General features: G+C 72.7%; 16 protein-coding genes and 1 pseudogene. 6 read left to right on the top strand and 11 right to left on the bottom strand.

Annotated features, from left to right (window positions below; all coding sequences use genetic code 11):
- Positions 1–22: 22 nt before the first annotated feature.
- Entirely contained in the window at positions 23–238 is a 216-nt protein-coding gene (locus M878_RS54790; protein ID WP_023544982.1) for a dodecin, read from the bottom strand.
- 180 nt (positions 239–418) lie between these two features.
- Between M878_RS54790 and M878_RS54785 the strand changes: the two genes are divergently transcribed.
- Positions 419–1,672: an extracellular solute-binding protein gene (locus tag M878_RS54785; RefSeq protein ID WP_031224109.1), complete on the top strand. Its 1,254-nt coding sequence runs from the start codon at positions 419–421 to the stop codon at positions 1,670–1,672.
- 1 nt (position 1,673) lies between these two features.
- Here M878_RS54785 and egtD read toward each other — a convergent pair whose 3' ends face one another.
- The 4 genes from egtD to egtA are packed head-to-tail and all read right to left on the bottom strand — an operon-like array spanning position 1,674 to position 6,119.
- Positions 1,674–2,633, bottom strand: a complete 960-nt coding sequence (egtD, locus tag M878_RS54780; RefSeq protein ID WP_023544980.1) for an L-histidine N(alpha)-methyltransferase — start codon at positions 2,631–2,633, stop codon at positions 1,674–1,676.
- Positions 2,630–3,409, bottom strand: coding sequence for an ergothioneine biosynthesis protein EgtC (egtC, locus tag M878_RS54775; protein WP_023544979.1), 780 nt, complete (start codon positions 3,407–3,409; stop codon positions 2,630–2,632). Before egtC ends, egtD begins: the two co-directional genes overlap by 4 nt.
- Positions 3,409–4,764 (bottom strand): ergothioneine biosynthesis protein EgtB, encoded by a 1,356-nt coding sequence (gene egtB / locus M878_RS54770; RefSeq protein WP_023544978.1) that lies wholly within the window; start codon positions 4,762–4,764, stop codon positions 3,409–3,411. The genes egtC and egtB overlap by 1 nt, the downstream gene beginning before the upstream one ends.
- Positions 4,761–6,119 carry an ergothioneine biosynthesis glutamate--cysteine ligase EgtA gene (gene egtA / locus M878_RS54765; RefSeq protein WP_023544977.1) on the bottom strand — a complete coding sequence of 453 codons (1,359 nt, stop codon included), beginning with the start codon at positions 6,117–6,119 and terminating at the stop codon, positions 4,761–4,763. The genes egtB and egtA overlap by 4 nt, the downstream gene beginning before the upstream one ends.
- 278 nt (positions 6,120–6,397) lie before the next feature.
- Between egtA and M878_RS54760 the strand changes: the two are divergent.
- A pseudogene (locus M878_RS54760) lies at positions 6,398–7,269 on the top strand (TIGR02452 family protein).
- Here the strand turns inward: M878_RS54760 and M878_RS54755 are convergent.
- From M878_RS54755 to M878_RS54745, 3 genes are all read right to left on the bottom strand, one after another.
- Entirely contained in the window at positions 7,254–7,700 is a 447-nt protein-coding gene (locus tag M878_RS54755; protein WP_023544974.1) for a type II toxin-antitoxin system PemK/MazF family toxin, read from the bottom strand. The pseudogene M878_RS54760 and the gene M878_RS54755 sit on opposite strands and share 16 nt — an antisense overlap.
- Positions 7,701–7,908: 208 nt before the next feature.
- Positions 7,909–9,330 (bottom strand): amidase, encoded by a 1,422-nt coding sequence (locus M878_RS54750; RefSeq protein ID WP_023544973.1) that lies wholly within the window; start codon positions 9,328–9,330, stop codon positions 7,909–7,911.
- Positions 9,331–9,701: 371 nt separating this feature from the next.
- Positions 9,702–10,796 carry a Glu/Leu/Phe/Val dehydrogenase family protein gene (locus M878_RS54745; protein WP_023544972.1) on the bottom strand — a complete coding sequence of 365 codons (1,095 nt, stop codon included), beginning with the start codon at positions 10,794–10,796 and terminating at the stop codon, positions 9,702–9,704.
- A 112-nt stretch (positions 10,797–10,908) separates the two neighbouring features.
- Between M878_RS54745 and M878_RS54740 the strand changes: the two genes are divergently transcribed.
- Entirely contained in the window at positions 10,909–11,367 is a 459-nt protein-coding gene (locus M878_RS54740; protein ID WP_023544971.1) for an Lrp/AsnC family transcriptional regulator, read from the top strand.
- Between the two features lie 441 nt (positions 11,368–11,808).
- On the opposite strand, the gene M878_RS54735 is transcribed toward M878_RS54740, so the two are convergent.
- The gene (locus M878_RS54735; protein ID WP_023544970.1) at positions 11,809–12,372 is read right to left on the bottom strand and encodes an NAD(P)H-dependent oxidoreductase; all 564 of its coding nucleotides are present in this window, start codon (positions 12,370–12,372) and stop codon (positions 11,809–11,811) included.
- 99 nt (positions 12,373–12,471) lie between these two features.
- Between M878_RS54735 and M878_RS54730 the strand changes: the two genes are divergently transcribed.
- Both M878_RS54730 and M878_RS54725 read left to right on the top strand, forming a co-directional pair.
- A complete protein-coding gene (locus M878_RS54730; RefSeq protein ID WP_023544969.1) occupies positions 12,472–13,170 on the top strand; it encodes a TetR/AcrR family transcriptional regulator in 699 nt (232 codons plus the stop codon).
- 269 nt (positions 13,171–13,439) lie between these two features.
- Positions 13,440–14,453, top strand: coding sequence for a LacI family DNA-binding transcriptional regulator (locus tag M878_RS54725; RefSeq protein WP_031224099.1), 1,014 nt, complete (start codon positions 13,440–13,442; stop codon positions 14,451–14,453).
- A 93-nt stretch (positions 14,454–14,546) separates the two neighbouring features.
- On the opposite strand, the gene trxA is transcribed toward M878_RS54725, so the two are convergent.
- The gene (gene trxA, locus M878_RS54720) at positions 14,547–14,930 is read right to left on the bottom strand and encodes a thioredoxin (RefSeq protein ID WP_023544967.1); all 384 of its coding nucleotides are present in this window, start codon (positions 14,928–14,930) and stop codon (positions 14,547–14,549) included.
- Positions 14,931–15,071: 141 nt separating this feature from the next.
- Here trxA and M878_RS54715 point away from each other — a divergent pair, with 141 nt between their 5' ends.
- Positions 15,072–16,502: a dihydrolipoyl dehydrogenase family protein gene (locus M878_RS54715; protein ID WP_023544966.1), complete on the top strand. Its 1,431-nt coding sequence runs from the start codon at positions 15,072–15,074 to the stop codon at positions 16,500–16,502.
- A gap of 17 nt (positions 16,503–16,519) precedes the next feature.
- Here M878_RS54715 and M878_RS54710 read toward each other — a convergent pair whose 3' ends face one another.
- Entirely contained in the window at positions 16,520–17,164 is a 645-nt protein-coding gene (locus M878_RS54710; protein WP_023544965.1) for a peptide deformylase, read from the bottom strand.
- Positions 17,165–17,309: the final 145 nt, after the last annotated feature.

Raw genomic sequence — 17,309 nt, 5'->3', positions numbered from 1 at the left:
GGGGCGAACGCATCGGCCCGCATCAGGTCTCGTCCTCGATGCGGAAGCCCACCTTGAGTCCCACTTGGTAGTGCTCGATCCGCCCGTTCTCGATCTGGCCGCGCACTTCTGTCACCTCGAACCAGTCCAGGTTGCGCAGGGTCTGGTCGGCGCGCGCGATGCCGTTGCGAATGGCCTGGTCGATGCCTTCGTGCGAGGTGCCGACGATCTCGGTAACCCGGTAGGTGTGATTCGACATGAGGTGCTCCTCTCGTGTCACGCCACCCTCCACCGTGCCCCATCCCGGCCCTGCCCGCCCCTTGACCTCCGCATTGGTCCATACCAAAATCCAGCACACCCGTACGAGCCTCCCGCTCGTCCCCCCACGTCGGGCCCCCGCCCCTGTCCGCACCCTTTGCCAGACAGAACAGGACCCTTCGTGAGACGTCGTCTGCTCGCCCTCGTGTGTGTCACCGGTTCCCTCGTGAGCGCCTGCGGAATGCTCCCGGGCGAGCATGAGCGCAAGACGGTCACCGTATGGCTGATGAAGGACAGCGCTTCCAAGGACTTTCTCCAGCGCTTCACCGACGACTTCGAGCACACGCACGAGGATCTGCGCCTCGACATCCGCATCCAGGACTGGACCGGCATCGTCGGCAAGGTCCGCAGGGCGCTCACGGACGACTCCGGCGACGGACCCGACGTCATCGAGGTCGGCAACACCCAGGTGCCGCTGTACGCCGACGGCGGCCGGCTCGCCGACCTCACGCTGGAGTCGATGCGCGACTGGGGCAAGGACCAGTGGCTGCCCGGCCTCGCCGAGCCCGGCAAGGACGGCAACGCGCAGTACGGCATTCCCTGGTACGCGGCCAACCGCGTCGTCATCTACCGCAAGGACCTGTTCGAGGCCGCCGGCATCGCCCGTCCGCCGAAGACCCGCGAGGAGTGGCTCGCCGACACGGAAAGGCTCAACTCCGGCGGGAATCAAGGTATTTACCTAGCCGGACAGGACTGGTACACCCTCTCCGGGTTCATCTGGGACGAGGGCGGCGACCTCGCCCGGCAGAAGGACTACAAGTGGGAGGGCGCCCTCGACAGCCCGGCCGCGCTGCGCGGCATGGACTTCTACCGGCGGCTGCGGGCGCTGGGCCGGGGCCCGGCGGGCACCGACGAGGAACACCCGCCCCAGGCCGGGGTGTTCGCCGGCGGCAAGGTGGCGCAGATCGTCGCCGTACCGGGGCTCGCCCAGGCGATCGTGCGGCAGAACCCGGACCTGAAGGGCGAGCTGGGCTTCTTCCCGGTGCCCGGGAAGACCGCCGCACGGCCGGGCACCGTGTTCACCGGCGGCTCCGACCTCGTCATCCCGGACCACACCAAGGACCAGTTCGCCGCGACCGCCGTCGTCGGGGCGCTCACCGGCGCCAAGTGGGCCACCGAACTCGCCCGCACCATGAACTACGTGCCCAACAAGACCACGCTGGCGAGCGCCGTCGCGGGCGAGGAGGGGGTCGCCGCCATGGCCGCGGGCGCGGCGCACGGCCGGGCGACCCCCAGCACTCCTCAGTGGGCCGACGTCGAGGCCGACAACCCGATCAAGGAGTACATGACCCGGGTGCTGAACGGAGCGGACCCGGCTACGGAGGCCCGCCGGGCCTCCGCCGAGATCACCGAGAAGCTCACGCCGGACGTCTGACTCAGCGCACCACGCTCAGCGACAGTGCGAAGCGGCCCTCTGCGTCCGTCCACCAATGAGTCAACTCCAGCCCGGCGACGGCCAGTTCGGCGGACACGCCGTCGTTGCGGAACTTGGCCGACACCTCGGTGCGCAGTTCCTCGCCCGCCGCGAAGTCCACGGCGAGGTCCAGCGCGGGCACCTTGACGGTCTGCGCGACACGCGAGCGCAGCCGCATCTCGATCCACTCCTGCTCGGGGTCCCACAGCGCCACATGGTCGAAGGCGTCCGGGTCGAAGTCGGCGCCGAGTTCGCGGTCGACGACGGCCAGCACGTTCTTGTTGAACGCGGCCGTCACCCCGGCCGCGTCGTCGTACGCCCGGACCAGCACCCGCTCGTCCTTGACCAGGTCCGTGCCGAGGAGCAGTCCGTCGCCCGGCGCGAGCAGCGAGCGCACGGAGAACAGGAACTTCGCGCGCTCGTCGGGCAGCAGGTTGCCGATCGTGCCGCCGAGGAACGCCAGCAGCCGGGGTCCGGGGGTGGCGGGCAGGGTGAGCGGGGCGGTGAAGTCGGCGATGAGCGCATGGACTTCGAGGTCCGGGTGGTCCTCGACGAGGGCCTGCCCGGCCTGGGTGAGGGCGCTCTCGCTGACGTCCACCGGGACGTACGCCGAGGGCGCGAGCGCCTCGAGGAGATAGCGGGTCTTCTCCGAGGAGCCCGAGCCGAGTTCGATCAGCGTACGGGCGCCGCTCGCCGCGGCGATCTCGCCGGACCTGGTGGCCAGGATCTCCCGCTCGGCGCGGGTGGGGTAGTACTCGGGCAGTTCGGTGATCTGCTCGAACAGTTCGCTGCCGCGCGCGTCGTAGAACCACTTGGGCGGCAGCCACTTGGGCTGGACGGTGAGACCGCGCAGGACGTCGGCGCGCAGCGCGGCGTCCGTCGCGTCCTCGGGGAGGGTGCGGGTGACAAGAAGGGGGCTCACGTACAGGGCTCCTTGGATGGTGCGGACGCCGGTTCCTCCAGTGGGGCGAGCAGCACGCCGGCGCGGCTCGCGGTGAGCAGGGTGCGGTCGGGGACCTCCTGCCAGTGCGGATCGTCGTCGTACGGCTCGGAGGCCACGACCGTGCTCCGGCCGGGCTCCGTGCGGTACCAGAGGCTGTCGCCCCAGGCGGTGGCGGCGATCGTCGTGCCGTCGGTCAGCAGCAGGTTGAGCCGGGAGGCCGGGGCTGCCCCGGCCAGCTGAAGAACCGTTTCGCCGAGGGCTTGGTCCAGCTCGTCGCCGGAGCGCAGCCGGTGCAGGACCAGCGCCCAGACGAACGCCGAGTCGGTACGGGCCTCCAGCGACAGCAGCTCGACCGGGGGCAGCTCGGACACCAGCGGGGCCGCCGAGTCGGGCCAGCCCGCGACGGCGCCGTTGTGGCTGAACAGCCACCGCCCCGACGCGAAGGGCGCCGCGGCGGCCTCGCCGTCAGGGGTCGCGGCCGTCGCGTCCCGTACGGCGGCGAGCACCGCGCCGGAGCGCACCACCCGCGCCAGGTCGGTGAAGGACAGGTCGGCCCAGATCGGCCCGGCCCGCCGGTAGCGCGCCGGGACGGGGTCGCCGGGGGCGTACCAACCCACCCCGAAACCATCGGCGTTGACGGTCCCGGAGCGCTGTCGCTGCGGCTCCCACGACTGGCGCACCAGACTGTGCGGGGGCTCGACGAGAAGCCGGCCGAGCGGCTCCTCGGGCCCCAGATAGGCGAGATGACGGCACATCAGACGGCCTCCGAACGTGCGGTGCGGAACCCGGAGAAGATCTGCCGCCGGATCGGATAGTCCCAGTTGCGGAACGTGCCACGGCAGGCCACCGGGTCCACGGCGAACGAACCGCCGCGCAGCACCTTGTGCTCGGAGCCGAAGAACACCTCCGAGTACTCCTTGTACGGGAAGGGCCGGAACCCCGGATACGGCAGGAAGTCGCTCGCCGTCCACTCCCACACATCACCGATCAACTGCCGTACGCCGAGCGGGGATTCACCGGCGGGATAGCTGCCGGCGGGGGCGGGCCGAAGGTGCCGCTGGCCCAGGTTGGCGTGTTCCGGCGCCGGGTCCGCGTCGCCCCATGGGTAGCGCATCGAGCGGCCGGTGGCCGGGTCGTGCCGGGCGGCCTTCTCCCACTCCGTCTCGGTGGGCAGCCGGCGCCCGGCCCAGCGGGCGTAGGCGTCGGCCTCGTACCAGCACACATGCAGCACCGGCTCGTCGGGCGGCACCGCCTCGGTCACCCCGAAGCGGCGCCGCAGCCAGCGGTCGCCGTCCCGGCGCCAGAACTGCGGCGCCGTGATCGAGTGCCGCTTGATGTGCGTCCAGCCCTCCGGCGTCCACCAGCGCTCGGTGCCGTAGCCGCCGTCCGCGATGAACGCCTGGTACGCCGCGTTCGTCACCGGAGTCGTGTCGATCCAGAACGGCGCCACCTCCCGGATGTGCGCCGGGCGTTCGTTGTCCAGCGCCCACGGTTCGGCCGACGTGCCCATCGTGAACGGGCCGCCGGGGACCAGGACTTCGGCCGGGCCGGTGAACAGCGGGGCCGGCTCCGGGTCCGGGGCGGTCAGGGCCTGCGGGCCCTTTCTCAGCTGATGGGTGATCAGCATGGTTTCATCGTGCTGCTGTTCGTGCTGCGCGATCATCCCGAAGGCGAACCCGGCCTCGGTCAGCCGGGTGCCGTGGAACTCCGCGCCCGCGAGCAGGTCCATGACCCGGCCGCGCACCTCGGCCGCGTAGTGCCGGGCCTCGGCGGGCGGCAGCAGCGGCAGCGAGGGCCGCTCGGCCCGCGGATGCTCGAAGGCGTCGTAGAGGCCGTCGATCTCGGGCCGCATGGCGTCCCGGCCGCCGACCGCCCGGAGCAGCCACAGCTCCTCCTGGTTGCCGATGTGCGCGAGGTCCCACACCAGCGGGGACATCAGCGGCGAGTGCTGGGCGGTGAGGTCGGGATCCTCGACGCAGCTGGTCAGCAGCGTGGTGCGGGCACGGGCGGTGGTCAGCGAGGCGAGCGCGCGCTCGCGCAGCGCCTCGGTGGCCGCACCTTCCGGCTCTGTCGTCCGGGTCGTCGCGGTGTCGGTCTCGGGGGCGGTCATGTACGGATGTCCTTCCTCCCGCGGGCGGTGGGGGTGCCCCCGGCGCGGCCGGGCCGGGACGGCGGTGGTTCGCTGCCGTCCAGCCGGTCCAGGCGGTCCAGCAGGTCGTCGGCCGGGCAGCGGCCCCGGGCGACATAGCGGTCCCGGTACGCGGCCACCGCCTCGGTCACCTCGTCGGTGGCGCCGAGCCGGGGCAGGGCCTCCAGCGCCGCCGCGAAGCACACATCGGCGACCTCGCGCAGCTCCGGGTCGGCGAGCCCGGACCGGGCCGCGTCGGTCCACAGGGGGTTGTGCGGGGCGGGCAGGTTCAGGGCCCGCTCCGCGAGCGGTTTCACGCTCCGGTAGGCAGTCTCGGCGGCCTGCGGATCGTCGAACAGCGCCGCCGTCACCGCGAGCGGCACGACCCAGCCGTCATCGCCGGGCTGCGCGTCGATCATGCGCAGTTCCAGATGGCCCCGCGGCCGGACCGGCGGGAACAGGGTGGTGAGGTGATACTCCAGATCCGCTCGGGTGGGCGGCCGGGGCGACCGGGAACGGGTCCACTCCCGGAAGGTGAGCCCCTGCGGCACGTCCCACGGCCCGCTGTCCCGTCGTACACACATCACCGGCGAGTCCAGCACATGCCGGGCCCAGACGGCCCGTGGTTCACCGTCCAGCGGGGGAGCGCCCGCGCGGCCGGCGCCGATCTCCATCCACATCAGCTGCCGGGTGGACTTCCAGCCCGTGGGCTCGTGGCCCAGCAGCGGGGAGTTGGCGAACGCGGCCACCAGGACCGCCCCCAGCTGGTGGGCCAGCCACCAGCGGCGCGCGTGTCCGAGCGGACCGGGTTCCTCGTGGCCCGCGTCCACGCACACCTGCACGGAGGCGGAGGCGCACATCATGTGGCGGCCCGCCGGACCGGCGCGGTCCAGGCACGTCTCCATCGCGTCGTAGCGCGGCTCGCGCAGGAACCTGCGGGGTCTGTGCCAGGGGTCTTGTCCGATGCCGACCAGACCGAGACCCTCTGTGGCGAGGACGGTGCGGACGGTGTCCAGGTCGGCGGAGAGCGTGCCTACGCACTCCATCAGGGAGGCGGCGGGCGGCGAGCTCAACTCCAGCTGGCCGCCCGGTTCGACGCTGAGCGGCGACCGCAGGGGCACGGCCCGCAGTGCCGCGTAGACCGTTTCGAGTCGTTCGGGTGTCACGGGGAGCTGCGGCGTCCGCAACTCATGGATGAGCCACTCCAGTTCGACACCGAGCGCGCGGGGCGGTCCGGTCTTGAAGCAGATGCCCCGGACCAGGGCCTCCACCTCGGCTTCGGTGACAGCGGTGCGGTGGTCCGTACAGTCGCCACCGTCACTCTGTGAATCGGACATGTCGGGATCCTCCTGAGACTCCACCATGCCATCGGCCCGGTGTGATCGTTGGGCCGGGCAGGCATTGCGTTCCACCCAAGACCCTCGAGCCGATTCGCACAAGGGTGCCCCATGGGACGTTCCGGTTCGGTCACCTCCGTTTCCGTGCGTGTTTCCGGACCGTTCCGGGAGCGGGAAACTCCGTTGCACCGCATCACCAGCATCACCCAGGATGCGTGCATGAGCACGACGGGGGAGACCGCGCCGGCCGCGGACACGGAGCCCACGGGGGTGGCGCCGTGAGCGCGCGCCTGCGCGGGATCGCCGCGGAGACGGAAAAGATCGTCGCCGCGGGCCGCTATCGCACAGCGGACGGCCAGGAGGTGTCCCTCGCGGCCCGGATCGAGGCCGCCCGGGCCGGAACGCGGATCTTCGGCCCCGAGCCGGTGCCGGTGCCCACGGACGCGGACGTGGAGCCGTTCTTCGAGGTCACCGACGAGAGCAGCCTGGAGGCCGCCCGTCGGCTGGCCGCCGCTCCGGTCGCGGTCCTGAACTTCGCCTCGGCCCGGAATCCGGGCGGAGGCTATCTCAACGGCGCGCAGGCCCAGGAGGAGGCTCTGTGCCGCGCCTCCGCGCTGCACACCTGCCTGCTGACGGCCCACTCCTTCTACGACCACCACCGCGCCCACCGCGACCCGCTCTACACGGACCGGGTGATCCACTCACCGGCCGTCCCGGTCTTCCGTGACGACCGAGGCCGGCTGCTGGCCGAGCCGTACCTCGCGGGCTTCCTGACCGCGGCCGCCCCCAACGCGGGCGTCGTACGGCGTACGGAACCGGACCGCGCCGCCGAGCTGCCCGGCGCCCTCGCGGCACGGGCCGAACGGGTACTGGAGACGGCCGCCGCCCACGTCTACCGCCGGCTGGTGCTCGGCGCCTGGGCTGCGGAGTCTTCCAGAACGACCCGGCGCAGGTCGCGGACGCGTTCCGGGCGCTGCTCGGCCCCGGCGGCCGGTTCGCCCGCACCTTCGAGCACGTGGTGTTCGGGGTGCTGGACCGGACACCGGGCGCGGTCGTGCGGGAGGCGTTCGCCCGGGCGTTTCCTCAAGGCCCGGCCCGGTGTGTCAAGGCCCGGCCTGGTGCGTCGTACGCCCGTCAGGTCCAGCCGTAGCGCTCGTGCAGCCGCTGGCGGACCAGGTTGAACCGCATCCGGTCCAGCGCGCACGCCTCACGGCGCATGCCCTTCTCGTGCAGCCGCAGCACGCGGTCCACGTCCACCCACGAGTCCCGGTCCGACCGGTCCCACGGCCCGCTGCCGATCGCCACATAGTCCCGGTTGCCGTTATGCCGCTTGCTGGTCAGCTGCACAGCGAGCAGGGTTCCGGCCGCCTCCCGGGCGACGACCAGTACCGGGCGGTCCTTGCCCCGGCCGTCGTTCTCCTCGAACGGCACCCAGGTCCACACGATCTCGCCGGGGTCGGGGTCGCCGTCGTGGGCAGGGGAGTACTCGGTGCGCACCCGGCCGACCTCGCGCGGGTCGGCCTCGGTGGTCGCGTGGGGGCCGTACCGGCCGGGGACGTTCTCATCGGTAAACGTGGTCACGCAGGCACCCTAGTGGGTGGCTTCCCGGGAGCAAGGGACGCCTGACGGTCGAAGGCCGGTGTACCGGCTCCATGTGAGCCTGACGCAGGGCGCGTTGGTCCGGCCGGCCCGGTGACGGCCAAGACGCACGACAGCCCTGTCTGCCACTTACGTAAAGTCGACGACGGGGCCCGCAAGGGCAGTTTGGCAGTACGGGCGAAACGGGCCGTCAGGCGGCCCGCGTTGCCGAGGCGGGCTCCGGCGGCCACCGTTCCTGCCAGCGCAGCTCCGCCTCCAACTGGGCGGCGACGGACACCAGCAGCGGTTCGCTGTCGGCGGGGCCGAGCAGCTGCGCACCCACGGGCAGACCGTCACGGACGAACCCGGCGGGCACGTTCACCCCCGGCCAGCCCAGCACGTTCCACGGCCAGGCGTACGGACAGGCGGCGATCATCGCGCGGTCCGTGGCCAGCCCGCGCAGCCGGTACAGGGCGCCGATCGGGGGCGGGGGAGCGGCCGTCGTAGGCGCGAGGATCACGTCGTAACGCCCGAAGAACCCGCCGATGCGCCGGTGCAGCACCGCCTCGGCGCGCCGGGCCGCCCGCAGCGGGGCCCCGCCGAGCAGCCGGCCGAGCCGGGCCGCGTCCCGGGTGCGCGGATCGAGCAGCGCCGGATCGGGGGCCTCGCGGACCCGCTCGGCGATCCCGGCGGTGGCGCGCGGCACGAAGGTCAGCCCGATCTGCCCGTACGGCGGATCGGCCTCCTCCACCTCGTGCCCCAACGCGGCCAGCCTGTCGGCGAGTTGGACGACCCGAGTGCGGATCTCCGGGTGCAGCCGGGCCGGTACGGCGGTGAACGGAGGCTTCAGGGAGAGGGCGATGCGCAGCCGGCCCGGGTCGCGGCCGACCGAGTCCGCCACCGTCAGCGCGGCCGGCCGGTGCGGGTCCCGGACGTGGTTGCCGCTCGCCGCATCCAGCAGCAGGGCCGCGTCGGCGACCGTCCGGGCGAGGGTGCCGTTGACCGTGATGCCCTGGAAGGACTCGCCGTGCGGCCAGGTCGAGATGCGGCCGCGCTGCGGCTTGATGCCGATCAGACCGGTCCACGACGCCGGTATGCGCACCGAGCCGGCGCCGTCGGAGCCGAGCGCGGCGGGGATCAGCCCGGCGGCGACGGCGGCGGCCGAGCCCCCGGACGAACCCCCGGGCGTGTGCCCGGTGTGCCAGGGATTGCGGGTGTCCCCGAACGCCGGGCCCTCGGTGAACGGCCACTGCCCCAGCTCGCATGTGTTGGTCTTGCCGACGATCACGGCACCGGCCGCGCGCAGCCGTCGTACCGCCTCCCCGTCCTCGGTGACCGGCGGGAACGTGCCCGGACAGCCGAACGCGGTCGGCTCCCCGGCCACGTCCATGTCGTCCTTCACCGCCACCGGCACCCCGAGCAGCGGGCGCCGCGCACCGGATGCCAACTCCCGGTCGGCGGCGTCCGCTTCGGCGAGCGCAGCCTCGGCCCGCACGATCCGGAAGGCGTTCAACGTCCCCTGGGTGGCCTCGATCCGGGCCAGCGCCCGCTCCACCAGAGCACGGGAGGTCACCTCCCCGGCGGCGAGCGCACGCCGGGTCTCCACGAGCCCGGCGGTAGGGTCGGTCGGCATGGGCGAGCACCTCCGGGCGGCTCCGGGAACGATGTCTACCGAACGGTAACGTCAGCGGGGGCACGGACGTAGGGGTTTCGCCCGGATGTCTCCGGTCGTCGGTGGCGCGTACCGGAGGGAAACGGTCGGTGCCCGTGCGGGGGAGGGCCAGATCCCGGTGAGTGAGGACCAGTTGTCCTCCGGGGGCTGGGCACCGGGCCACATCGGCCGGCAGCGCTGTCACGTCCGTCGTGCTCGGCAGGTGGGTCAGCGTGTCGCCCGTGGACACCAGGTGTAGTGCTCGGCGAGGAGCTGCGCGTAGGGGTCGATGACGGTGGTCATGGGTTCCACGGGCGCCCAGGGCCTGTCGTCAGACTCCCTTCCCCCCTGCCTCAAGGGCGTGGGAGGTGCCCCCAGCCGCGCGACGCCAGGGACGCACTCTCGCCGCACGCACCTGACGCCGCTGCGCGCAGGCGTCGCCGGGCCGTCTCGGCGGCGGCCCGCGCGGGTGTCAGACCCTCGCGTGCCGCGGCGTCGAGCAGTTCGCCGACGGTCTGTGCGATGGCGAGGACCCGTGCTCGGGCTTCGCCGGGTCCGGCGTGGTGGAGTTCGGTGCTGATGGCGTTCACGACTCCGCCCGCGCCGGCGACGTAGTCGGGCACCCAGACGATGCCGTGACGGTGCATCAGGTCGGCCACGTCCGGCGTGGCGAGCTGGTTGTTCGCCGGTCCCGCGACGGCCTTGCAGCGCAGGCGCGGCACCACCTCCCGGGTCAGCAGCGATCCGAGCGCCGCTGGTACGACGACGTCGACGTCCTCGGTGAGGATCTCCTCCGGGCCGCGCCAGACCGCGCCGAGCGCCTCGGCCGTGGCCCGCCTGCCGGGCTCGATGTCGGTGACCGTCAGCTCGGCTCCCTCGGCCGCCAGCAGCCGTGCGAGGTGCTCGCCGACCCGGCCCAGGCCGATCACGGCGAGGCGGCGGCCGTCCAGGGCGGGCGTGCCATGGAGGTGCCGGCTCACGGCGCGCAGCGCGGCGATGGTGCCCAGCGCGGTGTGCGGGGACGAGTCGCCGCTCCCGCCCGACTCCTCGGGCCGGCAGAACACATGCGGGGTGGTCTCGCCGATGACCGCCATGTCGGCCGGCCCGGTTCCGACGTCCGGCCCGGTCGCGTAGGTCCCGTCCAGCGAGGCGATGACGTCGGCGACGTCCTGGAGCACCGCCCGCCGTCGGTCCGGGCCGAGACGCGTCCCTTCCGGCAGTGCGACGACGGTCTTCCCGCCGCCGCTGGGCAGCCCGGCGACGGCCATCTTCAGGGTCATGCCCGCCGACAGGCGCAGCGCGTCGGTGAGCCCGTCCCGCCAGTCCGGGTAGTGCCAGATCCGGAGTCCGCCGGCCGCGGGCCCGAGCACGGTCGAGTGAACGGCCAGGATCACCGGCAGACCGGACCGGCGACCGACTCGGATGACAACCTCTTCGTGATCGAGCACCGGCTCGACCTCCTTCCGTCCGTACGGGGCACGACGAAAACCATCACCCAAACGAACAGTCTGTGGATCGTGTGCCGAACGAATGGCTGGAAGACGGGTACCGTTCGCGTCCATGGACGAACTTGATTCGGAGATCGTGCGGCTTCTCCAGTCGGATGCGCGGCAGTCGAACCGCGAACTGGCCCGCAAACTCGGTGTGGCGCCCTCGACCTGTCTGGAACGGGTCCGGGCCCTCACCCGGCGGGGAGTGATCCGCGGCTACCACGCGGACATCGATCCCGCCGCCCTCAACCGTGGTGTCCAGGCCCTGGTCTCGGTCCAGGTGCGCCCGCTCAACCGCACCGTGATCGACACGTTCAAGGGCTTCGCCAGCTCGCTGCCGGAGGTCCTCCATGTCTTCGTGCTCTCCGGCGGCGACGATTTTGTCCTCCATGTCGCCGTACAGGATCTCGACCGACTGCACGCCTTCCTCGTCGACCGGCTCAGCAAGCGCGCCGAGATCACCGGATTCCGCACCTCGATGATCTTCCAGCAGGTCAGCAACACCACGCCGCTGTCTCTGCCTTCCTGAACCACTCAGAAGGGAGCCGTCCGGGGCGCCGGTCGCGGCCGGACCGTGTTCCCAGGTGCCGTATCAGACCCGGTCCGGTCGGCAGCGCGACCAGAGCGCACACCCCGGACCGGCCTCCGTACGCGTGGGCGGCGAGCCAGGAACCGAGGCTGCCGCCCAGGTAGGCGCAGGTCATGTACACGGTGTTGAGGCGGCTGCGGACGTCCGCGGCGAGGGCGTAGCCCCGCACCCGAGAACGACAGCCCGTTCGAGGGCCGGCACTATCGGCTCGCGGAGGCCCTGTGCGCGCCCGCACTCGTGAGCACCCCGCACGTTCGCGGCCCCGGCGGTGGAGCGGCTGGCGGGCCTCGACCGAGCCACCCGCCAGAGGGAACGCGGCTGCGTCCCGCGCACGCGACAAGGGGCCGTACGGATCCGGCCCCTTCACGCGGTGTGTACGGCTCAGGCGGCCGTGACCTCGCCGATGGTGCCGTGCAGCCGGGCGACGACCTCGGTCAGCTGGGCGGCGACCTCGGCGTCGTCGACCGGGTGGGTCTCGGCGAAGCGGGTCACCGAACCCGGGATGGACAGCTTGATGTCCTCGATCACCTTGCCGCCGGCGATGCCCACGGCCTTGCGGGTCTCGTCCTGCGCCCACACGCCGCCGTACTGGCCGAAGGCGGTGCCGATCACGGCGGCGGGCTTGCCACCGAAGGCGCCGGCGCCGTACGGACGGGACAGCCAGTCGATGGCGTTCTTCAGGACGGCCGGGATGGTGCCGTTGTACTCCGGGGAGAAGAGCAGGAACGCGTCGGCGGCCTGCGCGGCCTCACGCAGCTTCGCGGCGGCGGCCGGCACGCTGCCCTCGACGTCGATGTCCTCGTTGTAGAAGGGAACGTCGGCCAGGCCCTCGTACAGCACGACCTCGGCACCCTCGGGAGCGAGCTTGACGGCCGCCTCGGCGAGCTGGCGGTTGTGCGAACCGGCGCGGAGGCTGCCGACGAGCGCGAGGATGCGAACAGACATGGGAACTCCAAAGGGCTGAAACATCGCTGTTACGATCCGGACCGAGGTCCGTTTAACTTTCTAGCATCCTAAACGGACCGCGGTCCAGTTCTGTTCCCGATGCTTTACGCTGTCTTCATGTCCCGCGCCCTGCCTCCCTTCCCGCCGCCGCAAGAGCCCTTCGACGAGCCCCAGTTGCTCGACGTGGGCACGGCGCGCGAGGAGCCGTGCCTACGTGCCGACGCGGCGCGCAACCGGGCCCGGCTGCTGGAGGCCGCCGCCCGGCTGATCGCGGAACACGGGGTCGCCGGGGTCACCATGGAGGCGGTGGCGGCGGCGGCCAAGGTGGGCAAGGGAACGGTCTTCCGCCGCTTCGGCGACCGTACCGGACTCCTGATGGCCCTGCTCGACCACTCGGACCGCAAGCTGCAGGCCGACTTCCTGGGCGGCCCCCCGCCACTGGGACCCGGAGCGCCACCCCTGGACCGCCTGCGGGCGTTCGGCGTGGCGGTGCTGTACCGCTATGCCGAACAGCTCGACCTCCTGCTGGCCGCCCAGACGGAACCCACCCGCAGGCTCTCCCACCCTGCGGTCAACGCGCTGCGGACGCATGTGTCGATGCTGCTGCGGCAGATCGTGCCCGGCGCCGACTGCGAACTGCTCTCGCAGACATTGCTCGCCTCCCTCGACCCGGCGGTGATCCACCACCAGACCAGGCGGTGCGGGATGCCCATGGAGCGGCTGGAGGCGGGCTGGATCGACCTGGTCGCCCGGATGACCGGAACCGAGCCGCCCCGACCGCCTGAGCCGTCCCGGTGATCGCCGGCCGGCCGCCGCGGTCCCGCTGAGCGCTGGTCGCCAGTCGGCCGCCGTGGTCCCGCTATGCGCTGAGCGGTGGCCGAGCCGCGTCACTGAGCGCCGGTCAGCCGTCCCGGCCGCCCCACTGAGCCGGCGGTCCGCCGCGGGCCTGGGTCGCCTCCTGGTCCTCCTGCCCGTACGCCGGACGCCGAAGCTGCCGGTACCCCGGATTTCGTGCAAAGGTGAACCACGTCGCCCCGCCGCCGCCCGGCCCCCGCCCCTCTGCCAAGATGCGGTCTGTCATGGTGCAGATACCGAACACGCCCACGAGTGCCGATGTGGCCCGCCTGGCCGGCGTCTCGCGCGCGACCGTGTCCTATGTCCTCAACAACACCAGCGCCGTACGGATCAGCGAGCCGACGCGGCGGCGCGTGCACGAGGCCGCGCGGGAACTGGGGTACGTTCCGCACGCCGCCGCCCGCAGCCTGCGCGCCGGACACAGCCGCATGGTCCTCATGCCCGCCCCGGCGATCCCGGTGGGCCCGCTCTACAGCGGATTCCTCAACGAGCTCCAGTGGGCGCTCGGCCGGCTCGACTACACCGTCGTGCAGTACGGCACCGTGGGCCTCCAGGGCGACGAAGCCGCCCGCGCCTGGGCGGAGTTGCGGCCGGTCGCCGTCCTGGTGCCCGGCGCGGAACTCGGGCCGCGGGGCGTCGGCGTCCTCAAGCGCTCCGGCGCCCGGGCCGTGGTCACCCTCGGCCCCGAACGCGTCGAGGGCGCACACGCCCTGCTGATGGACCACGACGCCGTCGGCCAGTGCGCGGGCGCCCACCTGTACGCCCGGGGCCGGCGCCGGATCGGTGTCGTGGTGCCCGAGGAGTCCGGCCTGGAGGCCTACTCGCGGCCCCGGCTCGCCGGTGTGCGCCAGGCGCTGCACGGCACGGACGCCACGGTGACCGGGCTGCCGCTCGCGTACACCGAGGAATCCGCCGCCCAACTCGCCGCCCGCTGGCGGGAGTCGGGGCTGGACGCGGTGTTCGCCTACAACGACGAGTACGCCATGCTGCTGATGCGCGCCCTGCAGGACGCAGGGGTGCGCGTCCCCGAGGACGTGGCCCTGATCGGCGCCGACGACCTGATGCTGGGCCGACTGCTGCGGCCGCGCCTCAGCACGGTGCACATCGAGCTGCCCTCGGGCCGCGACCTGGCGGAACTGGTCGACCGAGCCGTCCGCGACCCGGGCGGCGAGCCGGAGGTGCACAAGGTGCTGGGCGCGTCGGTGGTGCAACGCGAGTCCAGCTGACGGCCGTACGCATGTGAGGCCGTACGCACGTGAAGCCATACGCACGTGAGGCCGTACGCACGTGACGACGCGCCGCCGGACCCGCCACAGGGCTTACTCGGCGGTGCCCTTCTGGGCCTCCTGGGCCGCGATGCTCTTGCGGACCTCGTCCATGTCCAGCTTCCGGGCCTGCCCGATGATGTCGGCCAGCGCGGCCTCGGGCAGGGCGCCCGGCTGGGCGTAGACGGCGACCTTGTCGCGGACGATCATCAGCGTCGGGATCGACTGGATGCCGAAGGCCGCGGCCAGCTCCGGCTGGGCCTCGGTGTCCACCTTGCCGAAGACCAGGTCCGGGTTGTCCGTGGCGGCCTTCTCGTACACCGGCGCGAACTGGCGGCACGGCCCGCACCAAGCAGCCCAGAAGTCGATGAGAACGAAGTCGTTCGCGCTGACCGTCTCGTCGAAGTTTTCCTTGGTCAGCTCCACGGTGCTGCTCATGGCGTGAGTCCCTCTTCCTGGTGTGGGGTGTGCCGACGGCGGAAACACGGCCGCCGGGCCGCCTATTCCACACGTGCACGTCTGTCGTTCGGCGCGCGTACCCATGTGGCCGTCGCGCACACCACCCACCAGACTGACCCCATGACGGAAACGGAATCCATCGCGTACGACGTCGTGGTGCTCGGGGCCGGACCCGTGGGGGAGAACATCGCGGACCGCACCCGTGCGGCCGGCCTCACCACCGCGATCGTGGAGAGCGAACTGGTCGGCGGCGAGTGCTCCTACTGGGCGTGCATGCCCAGCAAGGCGCTGCTCCGGCCGGTGATCGCCCAGGCGGACGCCCGCCGGCTGCCCGGCCTCGCCCAGGCGGTCCAGGGTCCGCTCGACACCCCCGCCGTCCTCGCCCGCCGGGACGGGTACACCTCCCACTGGAAGGACGACGGCCAAGTCGCCTGGGTGCACGGCATCGGCGCCGACCTGTACCGCGGCCACGGGCGGCTCGCCGGCCCCCGCACGGTCACCGTGACCGCCCCCGACGGCACGGTCACGACCCTCACCGCCCGGCACGCCGTCGCCGTCGCCACCGGCACCCGCGCCCAGCTGCCCGACCTGCCCGGCCTCGCCGAGGTGAAGCCCTGGACCAGCCGCGAGGCCACCAGCGGCAAGGCGGCCCCGGGCCGGCTGATCGTCGTAGGCGGCGGTGTCGTCGCCACCGAGATGGCCACCGCCTGGCAGGCCCTCGGCTCCCGGGTCACCCTGCTGGTCCGCGGCAAGGGCCTGCTCAACCGGATGGAACCGTTCGCCGGCGAGCTGGTCGCCGAGGCGCTCACCGAGGCAGGCGCCGACGTCCGCACCGGCACCTCCGTGGAGTCCGTCACCCGCGAGAACGGCACCGTCGTGGTGGCCACCAGGGCAGGCGACCGTCTGGAGGCCGACGAGATCCTCTTCGCCACCGGCCGGGTGCCGCACACCGACGACATCGGCCTCGACACCGTCGGCCTGGCACCCGCCTCCTGGCTGGAGGTCGACGACACCCTCCGCGTCACCGGCACCGACTGGCTGTACGCGGTCGGCGACGTCAACCACCGCGCCCTCCTCACCCACCAGGGCAAGTACCAGGCCCGCATCGCCGGCGCCGCCATCGCCGCCCGCGCGGCCGGCGACCCCGTGCCGGACGAGGCCTGGGGCGCGCACCGGGCCACCGCCGACCACCACGCCGTACCCCAGGTCGTCTTCACCGACCCCGAGGCCGCCGCGGTCGGCCTCTCCCTCGCCGAGGCCGAACAGGCCGGCCACCGCGTCCGCGCCGTCGACGTCGAGTTCTCCTCCGTCGCGGGCGCCGGTCTGTACGGCGACGGCTACAAGGGCCGGGCCCGCATGGTGGTCGACCTGCAGGACGAGATCCTGCGCGGCGTCACCTTCGTCGGCCCGGGCGTCGGCGAGCTCATCCACTCCGCCACCATCGCCGTCGCCGGCCGCGTCCCGGTCAGCCGCCTGTGGCACGCGGTCCCGTCGTACCCGACGCTGAGCGAGGTGTGGCTGCGGCTGCTGGAGGCCTACCGCGACAACTGACTGCTTATAAAAGGGAGTTACGGAAGTTCGAAGCCGAGGGCGTCGGCCGCCGCCTCCGGGGTCGGCCGGTTCCACAGCGCGGCGACCGCCTCGTTCGTGGACAGGGAGCGCAGTTCGGCGTGGTCCAGGTAGAGCGTGCCGTCCAGGTGGTCCGTCTCGTGCTGGACGATCCGGGCGGGCCACCCGGTGAACAGCTCGTCCAGCGCCCGGCCGTGCTCGTCCGTGCCGCGCAGCCGCACCTCGGCGTGCCGGGCCACCACGGCCTGCCAGCCCGGCACGCTCAGGCAGCCCTCGAAGAACGCGGCGCGAGCAGCGCCCACCGGCTCGTACACCGGGTTGACCAGGACACGGAACGGCTGCGGAACCCGGCCCCGGGCCACCGCGACCTCCTCGGGCACCGGCGCCGGATCCTCGATGACCGCGATCCGCAGCGGTACGCCGACCTGCGGTGCGGCGAGGCCCACGCCGGGCGCGGCGTGCATGGTCTCGCGCAGGGCGTCGATGAAGCGGGCGAGCAGAGCGGGGCCGAGCTGACCGTCGTACGGCTCGGTGCCACGCCGCAGCACCGGCTGCCCGGCGGCGACGATGGGCAGGGGGCCGCCGGCGGCGAGGAGTTCCTCGACCCGCTCGGCGAGCGATGCGTGATCACGGGGAGGTGCCATCGCGTCAGGATGCCATGCCACCCCGTCCGTCCCTGTGGCACAGCTCACCAACACCCCCGGGAACTCAGCCCTTTCGCGGCCCGGCCACCGGACCGGCGGCGCTTGCGCACCGAGTCCCCCGGAGCCTCCCCATGACCACCGCCTC

This window comes from Streptomyces roseochromogenus subsp. oscitans DS 12.976 (assembly GCF_000497445.1).
Lineage (GTDB): Bacteria > Actinomycetota > Actinomycetes > Streptomycetales > Streptomycetaceae > Streptomyces > Streptomyces oscitans.
This window is presented reverse-complemented; position numbering and strand designations above follow the sequence as displayed.

Bases quoted from the DNA above. Each gene is read 5' to 3' on its own strand.
- M878_RS54790 (WP_023544982.1), bottom strand. From the start codon at position 238: ATGTCGAATCACACCTACCGGGTTACCGAGATCGTCGGCACCTCGCAC.
- egtC (WP_023544979.1), bottom strand. From the start codon at position 3,409: ATGTGCCGTCATCTCGCCTATCTGGGGCCCGAGGAGCCGCTCGGCCGG.
- egtB (WP_023544978.1), bottom strand. From the start codon at position 4,764: ATGACCGCCCCCGAGACCGACACCGCGACGACCCGGACGACAGAGCCG.
- egtA (WP_023544977.1), bottom strand. From the start codon at position 6,119: ATGTCCGATTCACAGAGTGACGGTGGCGACTGTACGGACCACCGCACC.
- M878_RS54750 (WP_023544973.1), bottom strand. From the start codon at position 9,330: ATGCCGACCGACCCTACCGCCGGGCTCGTGGAGACCCGGCGTGCGCTC.
- M878_RS54740 (WP_023544971.1), top strand. From the start codon at position 10,909: ATGGACGAACTTGATTCGGAGATCGTGCGGCTTCTCCAGTCGGATGCG.
- M878_RS54735 (WP_023544970.1), bottom strand. From the start codon at position 12,372: ATGTCTGTTCGCATCCTCGCGCTCGTCGGCAGCCTCCGCGCCGGTTCG.
- M878_RS54730 (WP_023544969.1), top strand. From the start codon at position 12,472: ATGCTTTACGCTGTCTTCATGTCCCGCGCCCTGCCTCCCTTCCCGCCG.
- M878_RS54725 (WP_031224099.1), top strand. From the start codon at position 13,440: ATGCGGTCTGTCATGGTGCAGATACCGAACACGCCCACGAGTGCCGAT.
- trxA (WP_023544967.1), bottom strand. From the start codon at position 14,930: ATGAGCAGCACCGTGGAGCTGACCAAGGAAAACTTCGACGAGACGGTC.
- M878_RS54715 (WP_023544966.1), top strand. From the start codon at position 15,072: ATGACGGAAACGGAATCCATCGCGTACGACGTCGTGGTGCTCGGGGCC.
- M878_RS54710 (WP_023544965.1), bottom strand. From the start codon at position 17,164: ATGGCACCTCCCCGTGATCACGCATCGCTCGCCGAGCGGGTCGAGGAA.